We start from the raw sequence: 20714 nt of genomic DNA, 5'->3' as shown, positions 1-20714 counted from the left end.
GGTCAGGAGTTCCCGTCGGCCGGGCCGTAGAGCTGGTAGTAGTCGTCGACGATGCCGGACTCGGCGAGGATCTCGTTGGTGGCGGCCAGGTTGTGTCCGGGGCGCAGCCGCTCGTCGCCGCGGGCCAAGGCGACAGCGCCGACCGCCAGCCCGGCCAGGACCAGGTCGACGTACCTGTTGGACAGGGACTCGGCATGGTGGAAGTTGATCGGCATGCCGTGTGCGAGGAGGAGAATTTCCGGGCCGCTGGCGAGCCGGTAGCTGGTGCCGAGCACGCCCCGGTCCGTCACGGCGGTGCTGTCCTCGCGCAGTTCGTCCAGTGCGAACTCGTAGGTCCTGCTGGTGGTGCTGACCAGGACCGCTTGCGGCGGCAGGAACCGGGCCTGCGCGATCCCGAAGCTGCGGCGACCGACACAGCCGACCACCAGCCGGGGCCGGTGAGCCTCGACGAGCCGGTCGAGTGAGCGGTTGGTGAGGAAGCCCTCCTCGTGTGCGGTGACCAGGCGGGTGATGTCGGAGTCGAACACCGCGACCCGCATCCGCCGGCTCTCCAGGACGCGGGCCGCCTCGTGGCCGATCCGGCCGAAGCCGAGCACCAGAGCCGGCTGGCCCTCGAACTTCTCGTCCGGCAGCAGCCGCAGGGCGTTACGGACTGCCGCGTCGGCGATGCCGTAGGACTCGATCGTGCCCTTCATGTCGCTCTGGGCCACGCTGAACAGCGGCAGCGGTAGATCGAGGCCGTCCAGTTTCAGGATGCCGGAGGTCGTCTGCTCGACCAGCCCGGTGAAGTGACCTGCCCGGCCGGGCAGGTCACGCAGCACGACGGGCATCACGTAGCCGCCGTCGTCCATGACCAGGCTCTGCTTGCCGGCGGCGGACACGCGGGCGATGTGGTCCTCGATGCCCTCGCGCAGGTCCCGGTAGCGCCACACGGCGATGCCGTGGCGGTGGACGAGGTGGGCGTCCACGCGGTGGGTGTGGGCGTAGGGGTACTCCTTGTCGATCACGGTCATGTGTGCCGGGTCCACCCCCAGGGCGAGCAGGCTCTCGACCAGGACGAGGAAGTCGCGCATGTGGTGGATCGTCAGGAGCACGCCGACGCGGGCCAGCGGCTTGTCCGGCCAGCGGTCGGCCAGGCGGCTGGTGAGCGGCAGCTCGCGGACGGCTGCGACGAACTCGGTCCCGGTGAACGGCACATGCCGTGCGACCGAGAAGAAGGCCTCGGCCTCGGCCGCGGTGCCCTGCTCGAAGACGGCGACGAGACGGCGCGCGTGCTGGGCGGCCGCCGCCGGGTCCGCCGGGGTGCCCAGGGACAGCCGCCCACGGCCGCCGTCGACGAAGGTGCACTGCCATGACGACGACAGCTCGTCCCACTGGACGCTGCACACGCCGGGGCGGTCGCTGAGGCGGGACGCCAGCTCGGTGACCAGGTGACGGGCCTCGTCCGCGCCGGCGACGACGTCGACCGTGTGGACGAGGGGCGGGTTCACGGATACGGGCACTTGGCCCTCCTGTCGGGTGGGTTCGAGTCAGTCCCGGGATGCGGAGGTCAGCATCCGCGGGGAAGGGTAAAGGTGGCGCCCAGGCCGGTGATGCGCATGCCGCAGGCGACGAAGTCGGCCGGGCCCTGCCGGGTCACCGCCCGGACGGTGGAGAGGTGCTGCACGGCCGCTGCCGTGTGCGCCGCGGTGATCAGCCGGCGCCTGGACTCCGGCGCCGCGGCCCACACCTCGGCGAGCAGCAGTTCACTGCCGGCAGCGTTGCGCTGGGCCAGGGCCAGCAACAGCGACCCGGTCTCCGTCTCCAGCAGTAGGTTCCGGAGCCGGAACCGGGCGTCGTCCTGCCACCGCCTCAGGGTAGCCTGAGCGAACACCCTATCGTGGCAAGCGAGTTGGAGAGCGGCTTTTGTGACATAGGCGTCCGGGCTATTGACCTTGTCGGCGGTGAGGGCATCGAACGCACCGTCGTTTGGCACCCCGTGCAGCACGGTGACGGTGTCGAGCTGCTCCCAGCCGGATCGGGTGAAGAAGTCGGCGGCGCCGTCCCGGTCGGCCGGCACGTCCGTGGTCACCAGCGGCCACCGGGTGGCGGTGGTCACCGTGTCCAGCAGCGCCCTGCCCAGCCCGGTCCGGCGCACCGGCGGGGCAACGACCGGTCCCCAGACGCGTGCCCGCTGCTCGCCCGGTTCCGGGCGGCGCACCGCGCACCATCCGAGCATGTCCCGGCCGTGACGGGCCACCGCCAGCACCGGCGGCTCCCCGGTCAGTGCGTTGGTCAGCCGGGATCGCACGAGCGAGGAGCTGACCGGGCGGTCGTCGCTGAAACCAGCGATGCACCTTCGGGTGAGAGCCGCGAGCTCTTCGCACCGACGGTCGTCCAGCCCGTCGACGAGGCCGACCCTGTGAGGACCGTGGACGGCGGTGCCCGGGGAAGTCTCGCTCATGGCAGGGGCCTTTCTGGCGGGGAAGGGCGGTCGGCGGGCGGGAGCGATCCCGGGTTCTCGGCGGACTCGGCGGGCGGCGACGCGCACCGGGTCCCCCGCTCGACCCGGACGCGACGGCCTCGGCACGGCCGGAAAGGCGAAGACCGGGGCGCCGTCGCGGCCCGGGAGGAACGGGCACGAGCGGGATGCCCGGTCGGCGCCGCACGCATCTCGTGAGGGGATGCCGGATACGGCTGTCACGGCGACTCCAGCGTTCCCGCGGCGGCCCGTCGCAGGAGGTCGAGGCTCGCCCGGTGGCCCAGCGCCGCCCGGCGCTGCGCCGTCAGCCGGTCGTCGGCCAAGTCCTCGTAGAACGTCTCACTGCGTCCGCGCGGCGTGACCGTGACGGTTTGGTGCCGACCGAGGCGGAGTTCGACGCGGTCTTCGAGGATCCTCTGGACGCTGCACAGGGGAACGATGCGAACGCTCAGTCCGGTGCCCTCGGCCAGGGAGACGAGGTGCTGCAGCTGTCCGGTCCACAGCTGTGCGCCGACCCGGGCGCAGTTGTGGAGCAGGGACTCGTTGATCAGCAGGACGACGCGACTGCCCGGCCGTGCCAGCCGGGCGGCGACGGCGCGGGCGCGGGCCAGGTCGACGTGGTACTGCCACAGCGCGGTGCTCTCGAACGGCAGGTCGTCGTCGTAGAGAGTGCACAGCCCGCACCCGTCCCCGGTCATGGCGTACACCGGCCTGCGGGACCTGAGCGCGGCCCGGGCCGAGGGGAGCCGTCGCAGGATCTCCTGTCGCATCGCCTCGGTGCGCAGCGGCGCGGGCAGCAGGTCCCCGGCCACGCTGAACACCAGGCTGGTGGCCGCGTCTTCGAGTAGTTGGTAGCGGTGGAGCGAGCCCGGGCCGGTGTCCGCGAAGGACAGAGCGGGGTCGCAGGTGCCGTTCTCGCAGTCGCGGCGGTGCGTGTGGAGGGTCGTCTCCCAGTCGTCCGCGGCCTGCGTGCTGCCGTAGACGCGGGCGAGGGTACGGGCGAGACCGTCGTCCACGGCGCGGCGCAGCACGGTGCTGCGGCCGGCCTCCATGTCGGCGATGCTGCGGGGTGTGAGGTAGCGGAGGGGCGGTAGCCGCCGGTGGACCTCTGCGGCTGTCAGGTGGCGGGTGGCGCGCAGGTGGCCGAGGTGGTGTCCGAGGACGAGGTCGCCGATGGCGGGACGGCGCAGTGGGAGCTGGCTCGTCATTATGTTCCCTTCGGCTTGGCGGGGTGGGTGTTCCAATTCCAGGGGTGTCGTGCCGGGTTGGTGTTCTGGGTCCGGACGCAGTTCAGACGTCGTTCCGCTTCCGGCCGCCACACGGGGTCGTGGACGGCTGCCTCCAGCGCGATGAGGGTTCCGGCGGCTGCCCGCAGGCGGGCGAGGACCTTGTAGGGCGCTCCCTGCCGGTCGATGGTCACATCGGTTCCGTAGGCGCGGCAGAAGCTCGCGTATTCGGCGGGGTTCTCACCGAAGCCGTCGCGGCGCCATGCCTGGAAAGCGAGGTCGTAGGCCGCTGGGCCTTTGGCGACGTTCTCGAAGTCGATCAGTGCCGGGCCAGTCGAGCTCGTGACGCTGTTCAGGGTGTTGAGGTCCCCGTGCAGAACGACGTCATTGCCGCAGGGTGTGTTCTGCCACTGCTCGCCGGCTGCGGAGACATGGGTACTCAGCCGGTGCCGATCGGCGGGGGCCAGGACGCTCTCGGGCAGGCGGCTGATCCGGGACAGCAGGTTTCCGGTCACGTCCAGGTCAGGAAGGACGATGCGGGACGGCAGGGGCAGTTTGTGCAGATTCGCGAGGAGACGGCCGAGGTCCTCGGAAGAGGCGGGGCCACCGTCTCCCAGGTCATCGGTGAAGGATACGAGCAATCCGGCTTCGGTCTCTGTGGGCCGCTCCACGACGGGCCGGGCTGTCCGGACACCGCTTCGATGCAGCCAGGCTGCGACTTCCACCTCCCGGCGAACTGCGGTCAGGGTGGAGCGGGGCTCGTGGATCTTGGCGACGACCGGGCATCCCGGAGCCGCATGAGGCAGCCGCACCACCCAGTTGCGGTGGTACTGCAGTGTCCGGGCGCCTTCCGGATTGAACCCGGCTGCCGCAGCTGCCTGCCGGAGGGCCGCACGGGCCCGGCTGGTCACGCCGGCCTCGTTGACCGGGTTCGCGGGGCGACGCGCGGTAGCCGGCGGCCGGCTGGCCGAGCGCCGGTTCGTGTTGTTCATGGAAGTCCCTCGGGTTGGGAGTGTGATCGGTGGCGACGGCGTCGTGAGTCGGCCACCGCGGTGTGGGGTGGCCGGATCCGGGGCTGTGGTTCGTCTACAGGCGGGGGCAGGGGGTCGCTGCTGTGTCCCGCGCCGGCCCGTCTGTCGGGTTGGGCGCGGCGGGCTCCGGGCTGAGCGCAGGCAGGTCGCCCGGCACGATCAGGCCCAAGCGGATGAGGGTCTCCACCTGGTGGGACGGCAGCTTTCCCGCGCGAAGGCGCCCCAACTGCCGCTGCCGCCAGTAGCTCAGCGGCAGGCCGTCGGGCGTGACATGGTCCTGGGGCACCACTGTGGTGCGGCTCTCCTTGGCGTAGGCGGCCCAGGCGGCTGCGTGGCGCAACCACCGGGAGTCGAGCTGTGAGCGCGCGAACCCCAGTGCGGTCAGCTGCTCCTGCCGCTCCTTGGGAAGCCTGTCCCACCGGTCCCCGCGGTGTCTGGCGGCCTTCAGGCCGAGAGGACGCCCGGCGGCGTTGACGAAGTTGGTGGGCACGTCGACGTGTCCGAACTCGGTGCGGTAGGCGGTGAGGTCGGCGATGAACGTGTCCCAGGCCGCATCGCGGGTGTTGGGTATGAATCCGAGCGCGGTCAGCTGCTTCTGCCGGTCGGCCGGGAGGTCGTCGAAGATCTCGCGACGGGAGCCCACCTGGATGCCCAGCTTGCGGCCGGCGCCGTTGACGTAGTCGCGCTTGACATCGACGTTCCCGAACTCGGCGCGGTAGGCGGTGAGGTCGGCGATGAACGTGTCCCAGGTGGCGTCGAGCACGCTCGGAGTGAACCCCAGCTCCTTGAGCTGCGAGTGCTGCGCGTCGGTGAGCCGATCAAACTTGTTTCGGGCCCTACGGACCTGCGCGCCGAGCTTGCGGCCGGCTTCGTTCACATGGTCGCTGCGGACGTCGACGTTGCCGTACTTGTCTCGGTAGGCGGTGAGGTCGGCGATGAACGTGTCCCACGCGTGCTCGTTCAGGTCGCGGACCATACCGAGGGACTCGAGCTCCTCTCGGAGCTCCTCGGGCAGCTGGTCCTGGATGAACGACCGCCGGGTGGCGTGCCACCAGGAGCCGAGCGGGAGACCTTCCGGCGTCATCCAGTCCCGCGGGATGTCCTGGAGCTGTCCACGCTCGGTCTGGTATCGCTCTGCTGCTCCCACATATTCGAGCCACGGCGCTGAGGCTTCCCGGACGACCTGGACGGCGATGGCCTGGGCGAAGCCGGGCGGGACACCGGCGCCGGTGACGGTTAGCCAGTCGGGCCGTTCCGTCCTGGCTTCGATGGTGCCAGCGGCGCCGAGCTGTCGACGGGAACGGTTGAGATGAGCGCTCAGCTCGTCATCGGTGGCGGCCAGCGCCCGTGCGGCGGAGAACACGGCGCTGAAGCGGGAGTCGAGCAGGGCCTGCGCCGCAGACTGTCCGGGCCGGGTGATCGCGGGAACGAATACAGTCGCCGTTTTGAACTCGCCCTGGCGTTCCAGGCGGCAGGCGCGCCCGAAGATCTGGGTGCTCTCCAGCTCACCTCGACCGTCGAGGATGGCCACCGCGTCGATCAGCGGGGCGTTGACACCTTCGGTCAGCGCCTTGGCGTTCGTGACCACAACCAGGCCCGTGCCCGTGCCGGGGCTCCTTAGGCGGCCGAGGACGCTGTCGCGGGCTGCTTGGGGCTGAGTGCCGTTGATGTGTCCGGTCCACAGGGAGGCCGGACGTTCCCAGGGTTCCAGGTACTCCAGCGCCTGGGGAAGGGTGAGGGCGAAGGCCTTGGCCTCGGCGACAGTGCGGTGGTAGGTGACCATGCGGCGGACACCGTGCTTGTGGACGGCCTTCAGCAGCGCGATCTGAGTGGCCAGCAGCTGGGCGGTCTCGCCGCTGCCGGCGGCCCGGGCCTGTTCGTCGTCGGGTATCAGTGCGGCGATGTCGTCGTCGGTGATCACGGGCACGACCAGGCGCAGGTGCGCGACCATGCCTCGCCGGCGCGCTTCGCTGTAGGGGTACCTGTAGGCGACCGGGCCGACCCTGGGGTCGTCCATGCTGATGATGTCACCGTTGCCGAGCAGCATCTTGGGAGTCGCCGTCATGCCCACCCGCTTGACCGCAGGCAGCCTGGCGCGGTCGTGGACGAGGGACCAGGGCCTGGTGCTGGACCCGAGGGTCCGGTGCAGCTCGTCGATCACCACGACGTCAATCGGCCGGAGGGTGTACCGCTGGTAGGCCGAGGCTACGACGTCCAGGCTCTGGTAGGTCGAGAGCATGGTGACGTGCGGTTCGGACAGCAGCTCAGCCACACGGTCCGGCTCGCTGGTCAGGACCGCGTCCCAGCGACCCAGCCGACGGCGGTACGGGGCCAAGACGTTGGGCTCCGAGCACACGGCGGCGACCCGGCCCAAGCCCTCCCGGCCGAGCGCCTCCTCCCAGGCGTCCAGAGTCTGGCGGATCAGTGCGAGCGTCGGCACTGTGACCAAGGTAAGGCCCTGGCGGAGCGCTCCGGGCCCGGAAGCAGCGTGGCGGACCCGGCGGCTACGCAGGGCCTCGGCGGCGACCCGCTCCTTGTTGAGCCGTTCGATGACGCGAACTGCGACCTCGGCGCCGACCCGGGTCTTGCCGCCTCCGCAGGTGATCACCAAGGAGGTGGCATCGTGCTCGGCCAGAATCGCGCACGCCGCATCGACGGCCTGGACTTGGTGGGGCCACATCTGCGGCGGGACGGTCGGCGCTGTCACGACACACCCTGATAGGCGGCGGGCCGTGCCGCACTGCCGAGGTGGATGATGCCGCCGAACTCGACCACCTCGGCGAGGGGCTGTCCGCCTCCGAGCACGGGACGTTGCCTCTTGGCGCGCCGTGCAATCCCAGCCACCGGCCCCGGGAGCGGACCCAGCAGCGGGTGCGGGGTGAGCGCAGCGGCGACCTCGGCGCTGCTGCGCACCTGCCCCCACCAGCCGCGGGTCCGTTCCGCGAGGAGGCCGTTGACGGCCCACCGGGCCCTGTCGTCATCGATCGTCCACTGGGAGACAGCCATCCGGCTTCCCTGGGGGAGCCTGCTGACAATGGCGGCGACCAGGGCCGCGAGGTCGCGCAGGGCGGCGGTGTGCGGGGACGACACCAGGAGCACGCACACAGGTTGCTGCCAGTTGAGGCGGTCGTGCAGGACCGGGTGGTCGAGGATGTCCGCGGTGAGGTACGGCGCCGTGATGACGGGAGTGAGGTCGTTGACGTCGAGTTGGGTCCTGGCGTGTGCAACCGCCCACCTGTCGTTCTCGACAGTCACCACCAGCGCCGAGGGGTCGAGGTCGTGCGCGTTCTGGTAGACGTGGGGGCGGCGGGGGATTCCGCAGCCGAGGTCGATGATCTGGCGGATACCCATGCGGAGCGCTCCGCGGACGACGCCGGCCTTGAACGTGTCGGCGCCGCGCACGGCGGTGGTCAGGCCGGCCACGAGCGTGGAGAGTTCGGCGGCGAGTTCCTCGTCGACCTGGCGGTTCGTCTCCTGCCCCGCGAGGTGGTCGAGCATCCGCAGGCCGTTCGGCACCGCGTCGTCCCAGGTGCCGGTACAGGTGTTCGTGCTGGTCATGGACGCAACCTCTCAGCGGATGAACGGTCGGAGTGAGGGCCGGTGTCTTCCAGCAGCGGTGTCGCGGGGCTTCCTGGTACGCGGGCGGCCGGGGCGAGGTGTCGGCGGAGCGGGCGGAGCGCGAGGTGCTCTGGGTGACGCCGAGCGGCCGGGTGTACGGGGGCGCGCAGGCGGTTGCGCGGCTTCTGATGCGCTCCGGCGGGGTGTGGGCGTACCTGGGCGCTGTGTTGACGGCGGCGCCGGTGCGGCCGCTCGCGGGGCTGGCCTACCGCTGGGTGGCGCGCAACCGGCACCGGATGCCGGGGGGGACGGCGGCGTGCGAGCTGCCGGCCCGGAAGCCCGTCCGGCCGTGAGGCCGCCCGGCCGTGGGGCCGCTCAGTCGGTGTAGCGCTGGGCGAGGGCGGGGGGCATGGGTTCGTGGCGCAGGTAGGCGCGGGAGAACTCGGCGGTGCCGTGGGTGAGCGAGCGCAGGTCGATCGGGTAGCGGACGAGTTCGAGCTCGGGGACCTCGGCGCGCAGCAGGGTGAGGCCGGTGCCGCCGGTCTCGCTGCCGAGGACGCGGCCGCGGCGGGCGGAGAGGTCGCCGAGGACGGCGCCGAGGTAGTCGTCGGGGAGCAGGACGCTGACGGCGGCGACGGGTTCGAGCAGGCGGATGACGGCGTGCTCGGCGGCGTCGCGCAGGGCGAGGGCGGCGGCGTTCTGGAAGGACGCGTCGGAGGAGTCGACGGAGTGCGCCTTGCCGTCGGTGAGGGTGACCCGGACGTCGACGAGCGGGTACCCGGTGGTGACGCCCTTGGCGAGCTGGGCGCGGACGCCCTTCTCGACGGACGGGATGAAGTGCTTGGGGACGGAGCCGCCGACGACGTGCTCCTGGAACTCGAAGCCGGAGCCGGCGGGGAGCGGTTCGACCTCCAGGTCGCAGATGGCGTACTGGCCGTGGCCGCCGGACTGCTTGACCAGGCGGCCGTGGCCGGCGGCGGCGGTGCCGAAGGTCTCGCGCAGGGCGACCTTGGGTTCGACGGTGTCGACGTGGACGCCGTGGCGGGTGCGGAGGCGGTCGAGGACGACGTCGGCGTGGGCCTCGCCGGTGCACCAGAGGACGAGCTGGTGGGTGTCGGGGTTCTGTTCCAGGCGTAGCGCCGGGTCCTCGGCGGTGAGGCGGGCGAGGGCCTGGGAGAGCTTGTCGTCGTCGGCCTTGCTGTGGGCCTCGACGGCGATCGGGAGGAGCGGCTCGGGGAGGGTCCAGCCGTCGAGGGCGACGGGGTGGCCGGGGTCGTGGACGATGTCGCCGGCGCGGGCGGTGGTGAGTTTGGCGGCGCAGACGAGGTCGCCGGCGACGGCGTGCGGGACGGGGCGCTGCGCCTTGCCGAAGGGGCTGGAGAGGGCGGTGACGCGTTCGTCGCCGTTCTGGTCGGCGGTGTGGGCGGGGCCGACGAGGTGGATCCTGGTGTCGGGGCGCAGGGTGCCGGCGTACAGGCGCAGCAGGCTGATCCGTCCGACGTAGGCGTCGCCGGTGACGCGGACGACCTGGGCGGCGAGCGGGGCGTCGGGGTCGCACTCGGGGGCGGGGCGGGTGCGTTCGGTGGGGTCGGGGAAGGTGTGCGCGACGAGGTCGAGGAGTTCGGCGGCGCCGAGGCCGTTCTCGCTGGTGGGGACGGCGGGGTGGAGGGCGCAGGAGAGGACCTCGCGGCGCAGGCCGGCTTCGAGGGAGTCGGTGTCGAGGGTGTCGCCGGAGAGGTAGCGCTCCATGAGGGTGTCGTCCTGGCCGGAGATGGCTTCGACGAGGCTGTCGTGGGCGGGGGCGGTGTCGGGCAGGGGGTCGGCGTCGCCGTAGGTGTCGCCGGTGAGGAGGTCGACGCTGCCGTCGGGGTGTCCGTCGTGGTGGACGGGCAGGAAGAGCGGGCGCAGGGTGTCCGGGCCGAGTCCGAAGGCGTCGTGGCAGGCGGTGAGGATGTCGTCGAAGCCGGTGTGGGCGAGGTCGAGTTTGGCGACGGCGATGGCGCGGGGGATGCCTTCGGCGGCGCATTCGCGCCACAGGGCGCGGGTGGGGGCGGTGACCGGGTCGGTGGCGGAGACGACGAAGACGGCGGCGTCGGCGGCGTGCAGGGCGGCGCGCAGGTCGGCGGCGAAGTCGGGGTGGCCGGGCGGGTCGATCAGGTTGATCTTGACGCCCTTCCATTCGAGCGGGAGGAGCGAGAGCTGGACGGAGCGCTGCTGCTGGTGCTCGATGTCCTCGTGGTCGGAGACGGTGGTGCCGTCGGTGACGCGGCCGGCCCGGCCGGTGGCGCCGGCGGCGAGGGCGAGGGATTCGGCGAGGGTGGTCTTGCCCACACCGCTGGGGCCGATGAGGACGACGTTGCGCAGATCCTTCGGGCCGGTGACGGCGGGTGCCTGGCCGGCTCGTGCCGTGCTGCGGTCGGGCATCGGGGTCTCCTCCCGTGGCGCCGAGGCTTGTCCATCGCAGTCTAGGGTCGGGTGTCGAAGTGGCGCGTGTCGTACGGCCGATCGGTGATCGTGCGTGTGCACGGCGTGGCGGGGGCGGTGTCCGGCGGTGCGTGCGCCGGAGCGTGTCCTCGGCCTGGCTACGATGGGTGGGCCGGACGGGCTGATCCGCCCGGCCGTCTGCCGCGCGTTCTGCGCCAGGCGGGTATCTGGGAGATCGGAGCGGCTGGGAAGGCCATGCTCAACAAATACGCGCGTGCCTTCTTCACACGTGTCCTGACCCCGTTCGCCGCGTTCCTGATCCGGCTGGGCGTGAGCCCGGACGCCGTGACGCTGATCGGTACCGCCGGCTCGGTGGCCGGTGCGCTGGTGTTCTTCCCGCGCGGGGAGTTCTTCTGGGGCACCATCACGATCACGCTGTTCATCTTCTCGGACCTGGTGGACGGGAACATGGCCCGCCAGCTGGGCCGGAGCACGAAGTGGGGGGCGTTCCTCGACTCCACCCTGGACCGGGTCGCCGATGCGGCGATCTTCGGCGGTCTGGCGATGTGGTACGCGGGCAAGGGTGACAACAACCTGCTCTGTGCGGTGGCGATCTTCTGCCTGGCGAGCGGTCTGGTGGTGTCGTACACGAAGGCGCGGGCGGAGAGCCAGGGCCTGCCGTGCGACGTGTCGGGGCTGGTGGAGCGGGCCGAGCGGCTGGTGGCCAGCCTGGTGGCGGCCGGGGTCGCGGGTCTGCACACATTCGGTGTGCCGTACGTGGAGTGGCTGCTGCCGGTGGCGTTGTGGCTGGTGGCGGCGGGCAGCCTGGTGACGGTGTTCCAGCGGATGCTGACCGTGCGCCGGGAGGCGTTCGAGGCCGACCGAGCGGCGGCCGGGAGCTGATGGGGGGCGTCCTGCGGTGACGGACCGACTGGTGTACTGGGCGTACGCGCTGGGGTGGGGGCTGCTGAAGCACATGCCGGAGCGGGTGGCCCGGGGGCTGTTCGACCGGCTGGCGGACTACGCGTGGCGCAAGCGCGGCAAGCGGGTGCTCCAGCTGGAGGCGAATCTGCGCCGGGTCCGTCCGGGCCTGGACGAGGCCGCGGTGCGGGAGCTGTCCCGGGCCGGGATGCGCTCGTACCTGCGGTACTGGATGGAGTCGTTCCGGCTGCCGGTGTGGAGCCGGGAGCGGGTGGCCCGGGACGTCCGGGTGGAGGGCTTCGAGCACCTGCGGGAGTCGTTGGAGGCGGGGCGGGGCGCGATGATAGCGCTGCCGCACATGGGCAACTGGGACCTCGCGGGGGCCTGGGTGGCGCAGCAGGGCTACCCGTTCACCACGGTCGCGGAGCGGTTGAAGCCGGAGCGGCTGTTCGACCGGTTCGTGGCGTTCCGGGAGGGCCTGGGCATGGAGGTCCTGGCGCTGACCGGCGGTTCGGTGAACGTGATCGGCACGCTGGCGCGGCGGTTGCGCGAGGGCCGGCTGGTCTGCCTGGTGGGGGACCGGGACCTGTCGGAGGCGGGCATCGGGGTGTCGTTCTTCGGTGAGCCGACCCGGATGCCGGCCGGTCCGGCGGCGCTGTGCCAGCGCACCGGGGCGGCGCTGCTGCCGGTGACGCTCTGGTACGACGGCCCGGTGCTGCGGGCGCGGATCCATCCCGAGGTGCCGGTGCCCGAGGAGGGCGACCGCAAGGAGCGCACCCGGGCGATGACCCAGGCGATGGCGCAGGTGTGGGAGCGGAGCATCCGCGAGCACCCGCAGGACTGGCACATGCTGCAGAAGTTCTGGCTGGCCGACCTGCCGGTCCGTGAGACGGTGAAGGCGGCGCCCGCGGAGCGCGCGGAGGCGGTCCCGGAGCCCGCGGCCGAGGCCTCCGGGTCCTGAGCCGTTCCGTCCTGCCCGCCCGCACCACTGTCCGAAGGAGCTTGAGGAACCCGTGAAGATCGGCATCGTCTGCCCGTACGACTGGGACGTCCCCGGTGGGGTCCAGTTCCACATCCGGGACCTGGCCGAGCACCTGATCGGTCTGGGGCACGAGGTGTCGGTGCTGGCGCCGGCCGAGGACGACGAGGCGCTGCCGCCGTACGTGGTCCCGGCCGGGCGGTCGGTGGCGGTGCCGTACAACGGGTCGGTGGCGCGGCTGAGTTTCGGGATCCTGTCGGCGGCCCGGGTGCGGCGCTGGCTGCACGACGGGCGCTTCGACATCCTGCACGTGCACGAGCCGGCCGCGCCGAGCCTGTCGATGCTGGCCGCCTGGTCGGCGACCGGGCCGATGGTGGGGACCTTCCACACCTCCAACCCGCGTTCGCGGGTGATGATCGCGGCCTCGCCGATCCTCCAGCCGGGGCTGGAGAAGATGCGGGCCCGGATCGCGGTGTCGGAGTACGCCCGGCGCACCCTGGTGGAGCACCTGGGCGGGGACGCGGTGGTGATCCCGAACGGCGTGGACGTGGGGTTCTTCGCGGCGGCCGAGCCGGACGAGCGGTGGACCGGCGGCGCGGCGAAGGGGGAGCCGGGCACGATCGGCTTCATCGGCCGGATCAACGAGCCGCGCAAGGGCCTGCCGACGCTGCTGGCGGCGCTGCCGGGGATCCTGGCGGAGCGGCCGGGGGTGCGGCTGCTGGTGGCGGGCAAGGGCGACGAGGAGGAGGCCGTCGCGGGCCTGGCGCCCGAGGTGCGCCGGCAGGTGGAGTTCCTCGGCATGGTGAGCGACCGGGACAAGGCCCGGCTGCTGCGCAGCGTGGACCTGTACGTGGCGCCGAACACCGGGGGCGAGAGCTTCGGGATCATCCTGGTCGAGGCGATGTCGGCGGGCGCGCCGGTGCTGGCGAGCGATCTGGACGCGTTCAAGCAGGTGCTGGACGGCGGCGACGCGGGCGAGCTGTTCCCGGTGGAGGACGCGGACGCGCTGGCCCGTACGGCGCTGCGGCTGCTGGGTGATCCGGCGCGGCTGGAGGAGCTGCGGGAGGCGGCCTCGCGGCATGTGCGGCGGTTCGACTGGTCGACGGTGGGCGCGGACATCCTGGCGGTGTACGAGACGGTGACGGCCGGCGAGGCGGCGGTGGTCGAGGAGGACGTGCGCGGCGGGCGGCGCCGGTTCGGGCTGGCCCGGGACTGATCCGCCGCGGCGGTTCGGGCCGGGACCGGTCCCGCGCGGCGGTCCGGGGTGCCGGTGGCGTTAGGGTCGGGCGTCCGTACCACTGCGATCCACGGGGGCAACGATGCCGCAGATCTCCGTCGACTACTCGGCCGGCCTGGCCGGGACCTTCGACCGCCGGGGCCTCGGCCTGGCGATCAACCGGCTGGCGGAGGCGACGATCGACGCGAAGCCGGAGTCCTGCAAGACGGTGTTCCGGCAGAGCGAGGTGCTGGTGGTCGGTACCAGCGGGGCGGCCGCCGACGCCCAGGTGTTCGTGGAGTTCCAGATCTTCCCGGGCCGTTCGCCGGAGGCGAAGGCGGCGCTGAGCGAGGGCGTGTTGGCGCTGCTGGCGCAGTACGTCCGGCCGCGGCCGGGTACCCGGCTGTTCACGGCGGTGAACATCGCGGACATCGACCGGGAGAGCTACCGGAACGCGACCGCCCAGGGCTGAACCGGTGACACCCGGTAACGTAGCGGCCCGTGACTACCTGGATCTGGGCCGGCGTGGCCGTGGTGCTGTTCGGCATGTACCTGAGTTGGACGGCCGGTCGTCTGGACCGGCTGCACGCCCGGATCGACGCCGCCCGGGCGGCGCTGGACGCGCAGCTGGTCCGCCGGGCCTCGGTGGCGTTGGAGCTGGCGACGTCCTCGTTGCTGGATCCGGCGGCCTCGCTGCTGCTGCTGGACGCGGCGCACGCGGCCCGGCAGGCCGAGGACGAGCAGCGCGAGGTGGCGGAGAGCCAGCTGAGCCTGGCGCTGCGGGCGGTGTTCGAGGAGCCGGAGCAGATGGCGGCGCTGGTGGCCGAGCCGGGTGGCGAGGACGCGGTTCGTGATCTGACGGCCGCGGTGCGGCGGGTGCCGATGGCCCGCCGGTTCCACAACGACGCGGTGCGGGCGGCCCGGGCGGTGCGCGAGCACCGGCTGGTGCGGTACTTCCGGCTGGCGGGGAAGGCGCCCTTCCCGCTGGCGTTCGAAATGGACGATGCCCCGCCGCCCGCTCTCACGCCCGAAGGGGCACCTGCTTAAGGTGTCCCCCGGATACGGCCCGTTTGTCGTGTCCCGTCGTCCTGGCTGGACTTGGTGGCGCATGGTTGGGTCACCCGTTCTGCCTACCATAGGGCGATAGCACTGATTCATCTTCGAGTGAGGTCTCACGTGTCCACCACCCCCACCACCGCAGACCAGCCGCAGATCGGCACCGCCCGGGTCAAGCGCGGCATGGCCGAGCAGCTCAAGGGCGGTGTGATCATGGACGTGGTCAACGCCGAGCAGGCCAAGATCGCCGAGGACGCCGGCGCGGTCGCCGTCATGGCCCTGGAGCGGGTCCCCGCGGACATCCGCAAGGACGGCGGCGTGGCCCGCATGTCCGACCCGAACATGATCGAGGAGATCATCGCCGCGGTCTCCATCCCGGTGATGGCCAAGTCCCGCATCGGCCACTTCGTCGAGGCCCAGGTGCTCCAGTCGCTGGGCGTCGACTACATCGACGAGTCCGAGGTGCTGACCCCGGCCGACGAGGTCAACCACTCGGACAAGTTCGCCTTCACCACCCCCTTCGTCTGCGGTGCCACCAACCTGGGCGAGGCCCTGCGCCGCATCGCCGAGGGCGCGGCCATGATCCGCTCGAAGGGCGAGGCCGGCACCGGCAACGTCGTCGAGGCCGTCCGCCACCTGCGCCAGATCAAGAACGAGATCGGCCAGCTGCGCGCCCTGGACAACAACGAGCTGTACGCCGCCGCCAAGGAGCTGCGCGCCCCGTACGAGCTGGTCAAGGAGGTCGCCGAGCTCGGCAAGCTGCCGGTCGTGCTGTTCTCCGCCGGTGGCGTCGCCACCCCGGCCGACGCCGCGCTGATGCGCCAGCTGGGCGCCGAGGGCGTCTTCGTCGGCTCCGGCATCTTCAAGTCGGGCGACCCGGCCAAGCGCGCCGCCGCCATCGTGAAGGCCACCACCTTCTTCGACGACCCGAAGGTCATCGCGGACGCGTCCCGCAACCTGGGCGAGGCCATGGTCGGCATCAACTGCGACACCCTGCCGGAGACCGAGCGCTACGCCAAGCGCGGCTGGTAGTCGCCCGGTAGTCCTGGGCCGGCCCGCCGCAGCGCCTCGGCGCGCGGCGGGCCGCACCACGTAGTCCGTCGTAACGATCGATAGAGGTTGAAGACCGTGAGCACTCCTGTCATCGGCGTCCTCGCCCTCCAGGGCGACGTCCGCGAGCACCTGGTGGCGCTGGCCGAGGCCGACGCGCTCGCCCGTCCGGTGCGCCGCGCCGAGGAGCTGGCCGAGGTCGACGCGCTGGTGATCCCCGGCGGGGAGTCCACCACCATGTCCAAGCTGGCGCTGCTGTTCGGCGTGATGGACCCGCTGCGCGAGCGGGTCGCCGCCGGGATGCCGGTCTACGGCACCTGCGCGGGCATGATCATGCTGGCGGACAAGATCCTGGACGGCCGCGAGGACCAGGAGACCGTCGGCGGCATCGACATGACGGTGCGCCGCAACGCCTTCGGGCGCCAGAACGAGTCCTTCGAGTCCGGGATCGACTTCACGGGCCTGGCCGACGCGCCGGTGCACGGCGTCTTCATCCGCGCTCCCTGGGTCGAGTCGGTCGGCGCGGGCGTCGAGGTGCTGGCCGAGCTGCCCGCCGCGGACGGCCCGGAGAGCCGGATCGTGGCGGTGCGCCAGGGCAACCTGCTCGCCACCTCCTTCCACCCGGAGCTGACCGGCGACCACCGGGTGCACGCGTACTTCGTGCGGATGGTCGAGGAGCACCTCGCCGGGGACGCGCGCTGACGGCGTCGACCACGCGCTGACCGTGTGCGCTTCACCGGTGACGACACCGGTAAGATCTCATCTGTTCATTTCCCTTTGGCGACGTAAAGGAGCTGGCGATGTCCGGCCACTCTAAGTGGGCTACCACCAAGCACAAGAAGGCCGTGATCGACGCCAAGCGCGGCAAGCTCTTCGCCAAGATGATCAAGAACATCGAGGTGGCGGCGCGCACGGGCGGTCCCGACCCGGCGGGCAACCCGACCCTCTACGACGCCATCCAGAAGGCCAAGAAGAGCTCGGTCCCGATCGACAACATCAACCGCGCCGTCAAGCGCGGTGGCGGTCTGGAGGCCGGCGGCGCCGACTACCAGACCATCATGTACGAGGGCTACGGCCCGAACGGCGTCGCGGTCCTGATCGAGTGCCTCACCGACAACCGCAACCGCGCGGCCTCCGACGTGCGCGTCGCGATGACCCGCAACGGCGGCTCGATGGCCGACCCGGGCTCGGTGTCGTACCTGTTCACCCGCAAGGGTGTCGTCATCGTCCCCAAGGCCGACGGCGTGGACGAGGACAAGCTGTTCGAGGTCGTCCTCGACCAGGAGCCGGAGGAGATCAACGACCTCGGCGACTCGTTCGAGATCGTCTCCGAGGCCTCGAAGATGGTCGCCGTGCGCACCGCGCTGGTCGACGCCGGCGTCGACTACGACTCGGCCGAGGCCAACTTCCTCCCCAGCATGCAGGTCGAGCTGGACGTCGACGGCGCCCGCAAGATCCTCAAGCTGATCGACGCCCTGGAGGACAGCGACGACGTGCAGAACGTCTTCGCCAACTTCGACATCTCCGACGAGGTCGGCGCGCAGCTCGACGCCGAGTGATCACTGCCCAGTGATCGTCGGTGAGTGACCGTTCTCACTGCCCGGCCCGGTGGTCCCTGGACCACCGGGCCGGTGTCGTCGGTCGGGTTGTCGGACCCGGGCGGTAGCCTGCGGAGGTCCTTCGTGGCGAGTGACAGGGAGACGGGCGAGTGGTGCGGGTACTGGGCGTGGACCCGGGGCTGACCAGGTGCGGGGTCGGCGTGGTCGAGGGTGCGCCGGGCCGGCCGCTGCGGATGGCCGGGGTCGGCGTGGTGCGCACCCCCGCCGAGGCCGAGATCGGGGAGCGGCTGCTCCAGGTCGAGCAGGGCATCGAGGCCTGGCTGGACGAGCACCGGCCCGACCTGGTCGCCGTCGAGCGGGTCTTCGCCCAGCACAACGTCCGCACCGTGATGGGCACCGCCCAGGCCAGCGCCGTCGCGATGCTCTGCGCCACCCGGCGCGGCATCCCCGTCACCCTGCACACCCCCAGCGAGGTCAAGGCCGCCGTCACCGGCTCCGGCCGGGCCGACAAGGCGCAGGTCACGGCCATGGTGCAGCGCCTGCTGCGGCTGGACGCGCCGCCCAAGCCGGCCGACGCCGCCGACGCGCTGGCGCTGGCCATCTGCCACATCTGGCGCGGCGGGGCGACCAACCGGCTGGAGGCCGCCGTCCGGGCCGCCCGGGCCACCCCCCGCTCCACTCCTCCGAAAGGCACCGTCCGATGATCGCCTTCGTGCAAGGGCCCGTGGCGGCCATCTCCTCCGGGACCGCGGTGGTCGAGGTCGGCGGGGTGGGCATGGCCGTGCAGTGCACCCCGAACACGCTGGCCGGGCTGCGGCTGGGCGAGCCGGCCCGGCTGGCCACCTCGCTGGTGGTCCGGGAGGACTCGCTGACCCTGTTCGGCTTCGCGGACGACGACGAGCGCGGCGTGTTCGAGATCCTCCAGGCCGCGCCCGGCGTCGGCCCCAAGCTGGCGCAGGCGATCCTCGGGGTGCACAGCCCCGACGCGCTGCGCGCCGCGGTCGCGGGCGGCGACGAGAAGGCGCTGGTCGCGGTGCCGGGCATCGGCAAGGCCAAGGCGGCCAAGCTGCTGCTGGAGTACAAGGACAAGCTCGGCGCCCCGCACGGCGCCGTCCCGGCGCAGAAGCCGATCGCCACCGGCCCGGCGCCGTGGAGCGATCAGCTGCACTCCGCGCTGACCGGCCTCGGGTACGCCCCGCGCGAGGCGGACGAGGCGGTCGCGGCCGTCACCCCGGAGGCCGAGGCGCAGGCGACGCCGGACGTCGGCGCCCTGCTCCGGCTCGCCCTGCGCGGCCTCAACCGGGCCCGCTGACCACCTGACGATCTGTCCATTTGTCGATACTGGAGACTCTGGAGCCCGCGACGATGTACGACCCGGAACCCGCCGACCGGCTGGTCACGGCCGCCGCCGACGGTGAGGACCAGGCGGTGGAGGCGGCGCTGCGCCCCAAGCTGCTGGACGAGTTCATCGGCCAGGAGCGGGTGCGCGAGCAGCTGTCGCTGGTGCTCCAGGCGGCCCGCAAGCGCGGCAGCGCGCCCGACCACGTGCTGCTGAGCGGGCCGCCCGGGCTCGGCAAGACCACCCTGTCCATGATCATCGCCGCCGAGCTGGGCGCGCCGATCCGGATCACCTCCGGCCCGGCCATCCAGCACGCCGGGGACCTCGCGGCGATCCTCTCCTCGCTCACCGAGGGCGAGGTGCTCTTCCTCGACGAGATCCACCGGATGTCCCGGCCGGCCGAGGAGATGCTCTACATGGCGATGGAGGACTTCCGGGTCGACGTGATCGTCGGCAAGGGTCCGGGCGCCACCGCCATCCCGCTGGAGCTGCCGCCGTTCACCCTGGTCGGCGCCACCACCCGGGCCGGCCTGCTGCCGCCGCCGCTGCGCGACCGCTTCGGCTTCACCGGGCACATGGAGTTCTACGCCCCGGCCGAGCTCCAGCGGGTGGTGCACCGCTCGGCCGCGCTGCTGGACGTGGAGATAGACCCGGCCGGCGCGGCCGAGATCGCCGGGCGCTCGCGCGGCACCCCGCGCATCGCCAACCGGCTGCTGCGCCGGGTCCGCGACTACGCCCAGGTCCGGCACGACGGGCAGGTCACCGTCGAGATCGCCGCTCAGGCGCTGGACGTCTACGAGGTGGACGCCCGCGGTCTGGACCGGCTGGACCGCGCGGTGCTGGACGCGCTGCTGCGGCTGTTCGGCGGCGGTCCGGTCGGCTTGTCGACACTGGCGGTCGCCGTGGGGGAGGAGTCCGAGACGGTCGAGGAGGTCGCCGAGCCGTTCCTGGTCCGCGAGGGCCTGCTCGCCCGCACCCCGCGCGGCCGGATCGCCACCGCCGCGGCCTGGCAGCACCTCGGTCTGACCCCACCGGTCCAGACCATTCGCGGACGTGTTCCGGCGCAACCGGAGCTGTTCCCCGCCGATGAAAGTTGACCGCCATCGGCTGAACGGGTGAGTCGGTCCGGTCGGTTCCCACCCGGTGCTTCCGTGGTGGCACACGGAGGAGCCGGGAGTGAGGTCCGGGGAAACTGTGCAGGCGGAGGCTCGCCACTTTCGGTGGCAGGATGCGATGCTTGGCGTTGTCCGATCGATTCGGGGTCGCCTAGACTCCGCCGGACCGCCCCTCTCACCTGACGGGCCGACCAATACCACACAGGCCGCCGGCCGGCGGCCCGTAAAGGACCCTGGCTGCAGTGAACCTCATCATCCTTCTCCTCCCGATCATCGCGATCGTGCTCATGTTCCGGTCGCAGAAGAAGCGCCAGTCGCAGATGCAGCAGATGCAGACCGCGCTGGAGCCGGGGGCCGGTGTGCGCACCATCGGCGGTCTTTACGCCCAGGTGAAGGCGGTCAACGACGAGACCGTCGAGCTGGAGATCGCGCCCGGCGTGGTCACCCACTTCACCAAGAGCGCCGTCGCGGCCGTCCTGGACCCCCAGGAGTACGACGCGATCATCAACGGCCGCCCCGCCGATGACGAGCTGCCCGAGCCGGAGGCCGAGGACGCCGACGCCGAGCCGGTCGAGGACAAGCCGCTGTCGCTCAGCAAGGACAGTGCCGAGAAGGGCGACGTCGAGGGCGGGGCTCCCGCGAGCAAGTAGTACGGACGGGCAACCCGCCCGGCCGCGCGGCGCAGCGCCGCGAGCCCACAGGACCTCAGGGCCGCAGAACCGCCGGACCCCTGTCCCGCCACGAGCCGGACGGGGGTCCGGTCGCCCTGTCCCGCCACG

The 20714-nt window shown here is 72.0% G+C and carries 20 protein-coding genes; 13 read left to right on the top strand and 7 right to left on the bottom strand.

Going from position 1 to position 20714, the window contains the following annotated elements; translation table 11 throughout:
* Positions 1-2: 2 nt before the first annotated feature.
* The 6 genes from ACIQOV_RS00100 to ACIQOV_RS00075 form a co-directional block, all read right to left on the bottom strand.
* Positions 3-1502, bottom strand: a complete 1500-nt coding sequence (locus tag ACIQOV_RS00100) for a hypothetical protein (RefSeq protein ID WP_401043098.1) — start codon at positions 1500-1502, stop codon at positions 3-5.
* A gap of 47 nt (positions 1503-1549) precedes the next feature.
* A complete protein-coding gene (locus ACIQOV_RS00095) occupies positions 1550-2443 on the bottom strand; it encodes a GNAT family N-acetyltransferase (RefSeq protein ID WP_331768845.1) in 894 nt (297 codons plus the stop codon).
* A gap of 236 nt (positions 2444-2679) precedes the next feature.
* Complete coding sequence (locus tag ACIQOV_RS00090) at positions 2680-3669, bottom strand: Scr1 family TA system antitoxin-like transcriptional regulator (RefSeq protein ID WP_331768493.1); 990 nt, start codon at positions 3667-3669, stop codon at positions 2680-2682.
* On the bottom strand, positions 3669-4679 hold the full coding sequence (locus ACIQOV_RS00085; RefSeq protein ID WP_401043095.1) for a phosphotransferase enzyme family protein: 1011 nt from the start codon (positions 4677-4679) through the stop codon (positions 3669-3671). The genes ACIQOV_RS00090 and ACIQOV_RS00085 overlap by 1 nt, the downstream gene beginning before the upstream one ends.
* A 94-nt stretch (positions 4680-4773) precedes the next feature.
* Positions 4774-7425, bottom strand: a complete 2652-nt coding sequence (locus tag ACIQOV_RS00080) for a Helicase associated domain protein (protein ID WP_401043093.1) — start codon at positions 7423-7425, stop codon at positions 4774-4776.
* Complete coding sequence (locus ACIQOV_RS00075; RefSeq protein ID WP_331768490.1) at positions 7422-8276, bottom strand: SAM-dependent methyltransferase; 855 nt, start codon at positions 8274-8276, stop codon at positions 7422-7424. Before ACIQOV_RS00075 ends, ACIQOV_RS00080 begins: the two co-directional genes overlap by 4 nt.
* A 32-nt stretch (positions 8277-8308) precedes the next feature.
* Here ACIQOV_RS00075 and ACIQOV_RS00070 point away from each other — a divergent pair, with 32 nt between their 5' ends.
* Positions 8309-8629: a thiol-disulfide oxidoreductase DCC family protein gene (locus tag ACIQOV_RS00070; protein WP_401043091.1), complete on the top strand. Its 321-nt coding sequence runs from the start codon at positions 8309-8311 to the stop codon at positions 8627-8629.
* A 22-nt stretch (positions 8630-8651) separates the two neighbouring features.
* On the opposite strand, the gene ACIQOV_RS00065 is transcribed toward ACIQOV_RS00070, so the two are convergent.
* Positions 8652-10700, bottom strand: coding sequence for an elongation factor G-like protein EF-G2 (locus ACIQOV_RS00065; protein WP_401043089.1), 2049 nt, complete (start codon positions 10698-10700; stop codon positions 8652-8654).
* Between the two features lie 255 nt (positions 10701-10955).
* Between ACIQOV_RS00065 and pgsA the strand changes: the two genes are divergently transcribed.
* The 12 genes from pgsA (at position 10956) to yajC (ending at position 20585) form a co-directional block, all read left to right on the top strand.
* Entirely contained in the window at positions 10956-11603 is a 648-nt protein-coding gene (pgsA, locus tag ACIQOV_RS00060; RefSeq protein WP_401043086.1) for a phosphatidylinositol phosphate synthase, read from the top strand.
* A 16-nt stretch (positions 11604-11619) separates the two neighbouring features.
* A complete protein-coding gene (locus ACIQOV_RS00055) occupies positions 11620-12582 on the top strand; it encodes a phosphatidylinositol mannoside acyltransferase (RefSeq protein WP_401043084.1) in 963 nt (320 codons plus the stop codon).
* A gap of 52 nt (positions 12583-12634) precedes the next feature.
* Positions 12635-13816 (top strand): glycosyltransferase family 4 protein, encoded by a 1182-nt coding sequence (locus ACIQOV_RS00050; protein ID WP_387691918.1) that lies wholly within the window; start codon positions 12635-12637, stop codon positions 13814-13816.
* Between the two features lie 103 nt (positions 13817-13919).
* A complete protein-coding gene (locus ACIQOV_RS00045) occupies positions 13920-14288 on the top strand; it encodes an isomerase (protein ID WP_359914511.1) in 369 nt (122 codons plus the stop codon).
* 29 nt (positions 14289-14317) lie between these two features.
* Entirely contained in the window at positions 14318-14863 is a 546-nt protein-coding gene (locus ACIQOV_RS00040; protein WP_380546483.1) for a hypothetical protein, read from the top strand.
* Positions 14864-14992: 129 nt separating this feature from the next.
* Positions 14993-15904, top strand: a complete 912-nt coding sequence (pdxS, locus tag ACIQOV_RS00035; protein ID WP_359914516.1) for a pyridoxal 5'-phosphate synthase lyase subunit PdxS — start codon at positions 14993-14995, stop codon at positions 15902-15904.
* A gap of 96 nt (positions 15905-16000) precedes the next feature.
* Positions 16001-16624 carry a pyridoxal 5'-phosphate synthase glutaminase subunit PdxT gene (gene pdxT, locus ACIQOV_RS00030; RefSeq protein WP_359897475.1) on the top strand — a complete coding sequence of 208 codons (624 nt, stop codon included), beginning with the start codon at positions 16001-16003 and terminating at the stop codon, positions 16622-16624.
* A gap of 98 nt (positions 16625-16722) precedes the next feature.
* On the top strand, positions 16723-17481 hold the full coding sequence (locus ACIQOV_RS00025) for a YebC/PmpR family DNA-binding transcriptional regulator (RefSeq protein WP_049651428.1): 759 nt from the start codon (positions 16723-16725) through the stop codon (positions 17479-17481).
* A 152-nt stretch (positions 17482-17633) separates the two neighbouring features.
* Complete coding sequence (gene ruvC / locus ACIQOV_RS00020; RefSeq protein WP_359897479.1) at positions 17634-18185, top strand: crossover junction endodeoxyribonuclease RuvC; 552 nt, start codon at positions 17634-17636, stop codon at positions 18183-18185.
* Positions 18182-18793, top strand: coding sequence for a Holliday junction branch migration protein RuvA (gene ruvA / locus ACIQOV_RS00015; protein WP_359897474.1), 612 nt, complete (start codon positions 18182-18184; stop codon positions 18791-18793). Before ruvC ends, ruvA begins: the two co-directional genes overlap by 4 nt.
* A gap of 53 nt (positions 18794-18846) precedes the next feature.
* Positions 18847-19917, top strand: a complete 1071-nt coding sequence (gene ruvB, locus ACIQOV_RS00010) for a Holliday junction branch migration DNA helicase RuvB (RefSeq protein ID WP_380351210.1) — start codon at positions 18847-18849, stop codon at positions 19915-19917.
* A gap of 260 nt (positions 19918-20177) precedes the next feature.
* Entirely contained in the window at positions 20178-20585 is a 408-nt protein-coding gene (yajC, locus tag ACIQOV_RS00005; RefSeq protein ID WP_401043079.1) for a preprotein translocase subunit YajC, read from the top strand.
* The last annotated feature ends 129 nt before the right edge of the window (positions 20586-20714 follow it).

This window comes from Kitasatospora sp. NPDC091257 (genome assembly GCF_044757675.1).
Lineage (GTDB): Bacteria > Actinomycetota > Actinomycetes > Streptomycetales > Streptomycetaceae > Kitasatospora > Kitasatospora lactacystinica.
Note: the sequence above shows the minus strand (reverse complement) of the source record. Positions and strands in the feature narration are given on the sequence as shown.

Coding starts and splice junctions, on each gene's coding strand:
- ACIQOV_RS00095 (WP_331768845.1), bottom strand. CDS start 2,443: ATGAGCGAGACTTCCCCGGGCACCGCCGTCCACGGTCCTCACAGGGTC.
- ACIQOV_RS00090 (WP_331768493.1), bottom strand. CDS start 3,669: ATGACGAGCCAGCTCCCACTGCGCCGTCCCGCCATCGGCGACCTCGTC.
- ACIQOV_RS00085 (WP_401043095.1), bottom strand. CDS start 4,679: ATGAACAACACGAACCGGCGCTCGGCCAGCCGGCCGCCGGCTACCGCG.
- ACIQOV_RS00075 (WP_331768490.1), bottom strand. CDS start 8,276: ATGACCAGCACGAACACCTGTACCGGCACCTGGGACGACGCGGTGCCG.
- ACIQOV_RS00065 (WP_401043089.1), bottom strand. CDS start 10,700: ATGCCCGACCGCAGCACGGCACGAGCCGGCCAGGCACCCGCCGTCACC.
- pgsA (WP_401043086.1), top strand. CDS start 10,956: ATGCTCAACAAATACGCGCGTGCCTTCTTCACACGTGTCCTGACCCCG.
- ACIQOV_RS00045 (WP_359914511.1), top strand. CDS start 13,920: ATGCCGCAGATCTCCGTCGACTACTCGGCCGGCCTGGCCGGGACCTTC.
- ACIQOV_RS00025 (WP_049651428.1), top strand. CDS start 16,723: ATGTCCGGCCACTCTAAGTGGGCTACCACCAAGCACAAGAAGGCCGTG.
- ruvA (WP_359897474.1), top strand. CDS start 18,182: ATGATCGCCTTCGTGCAAGGGCCCGTGGCGGCCATCTCCTCCGGGACC.
- ruvB (WP_380351210.1), top strand. CDS start 18,847: ATGTACGACCCGGAACCCGCCGACCGGCTGGTCACGGCCGCCGCCGAC.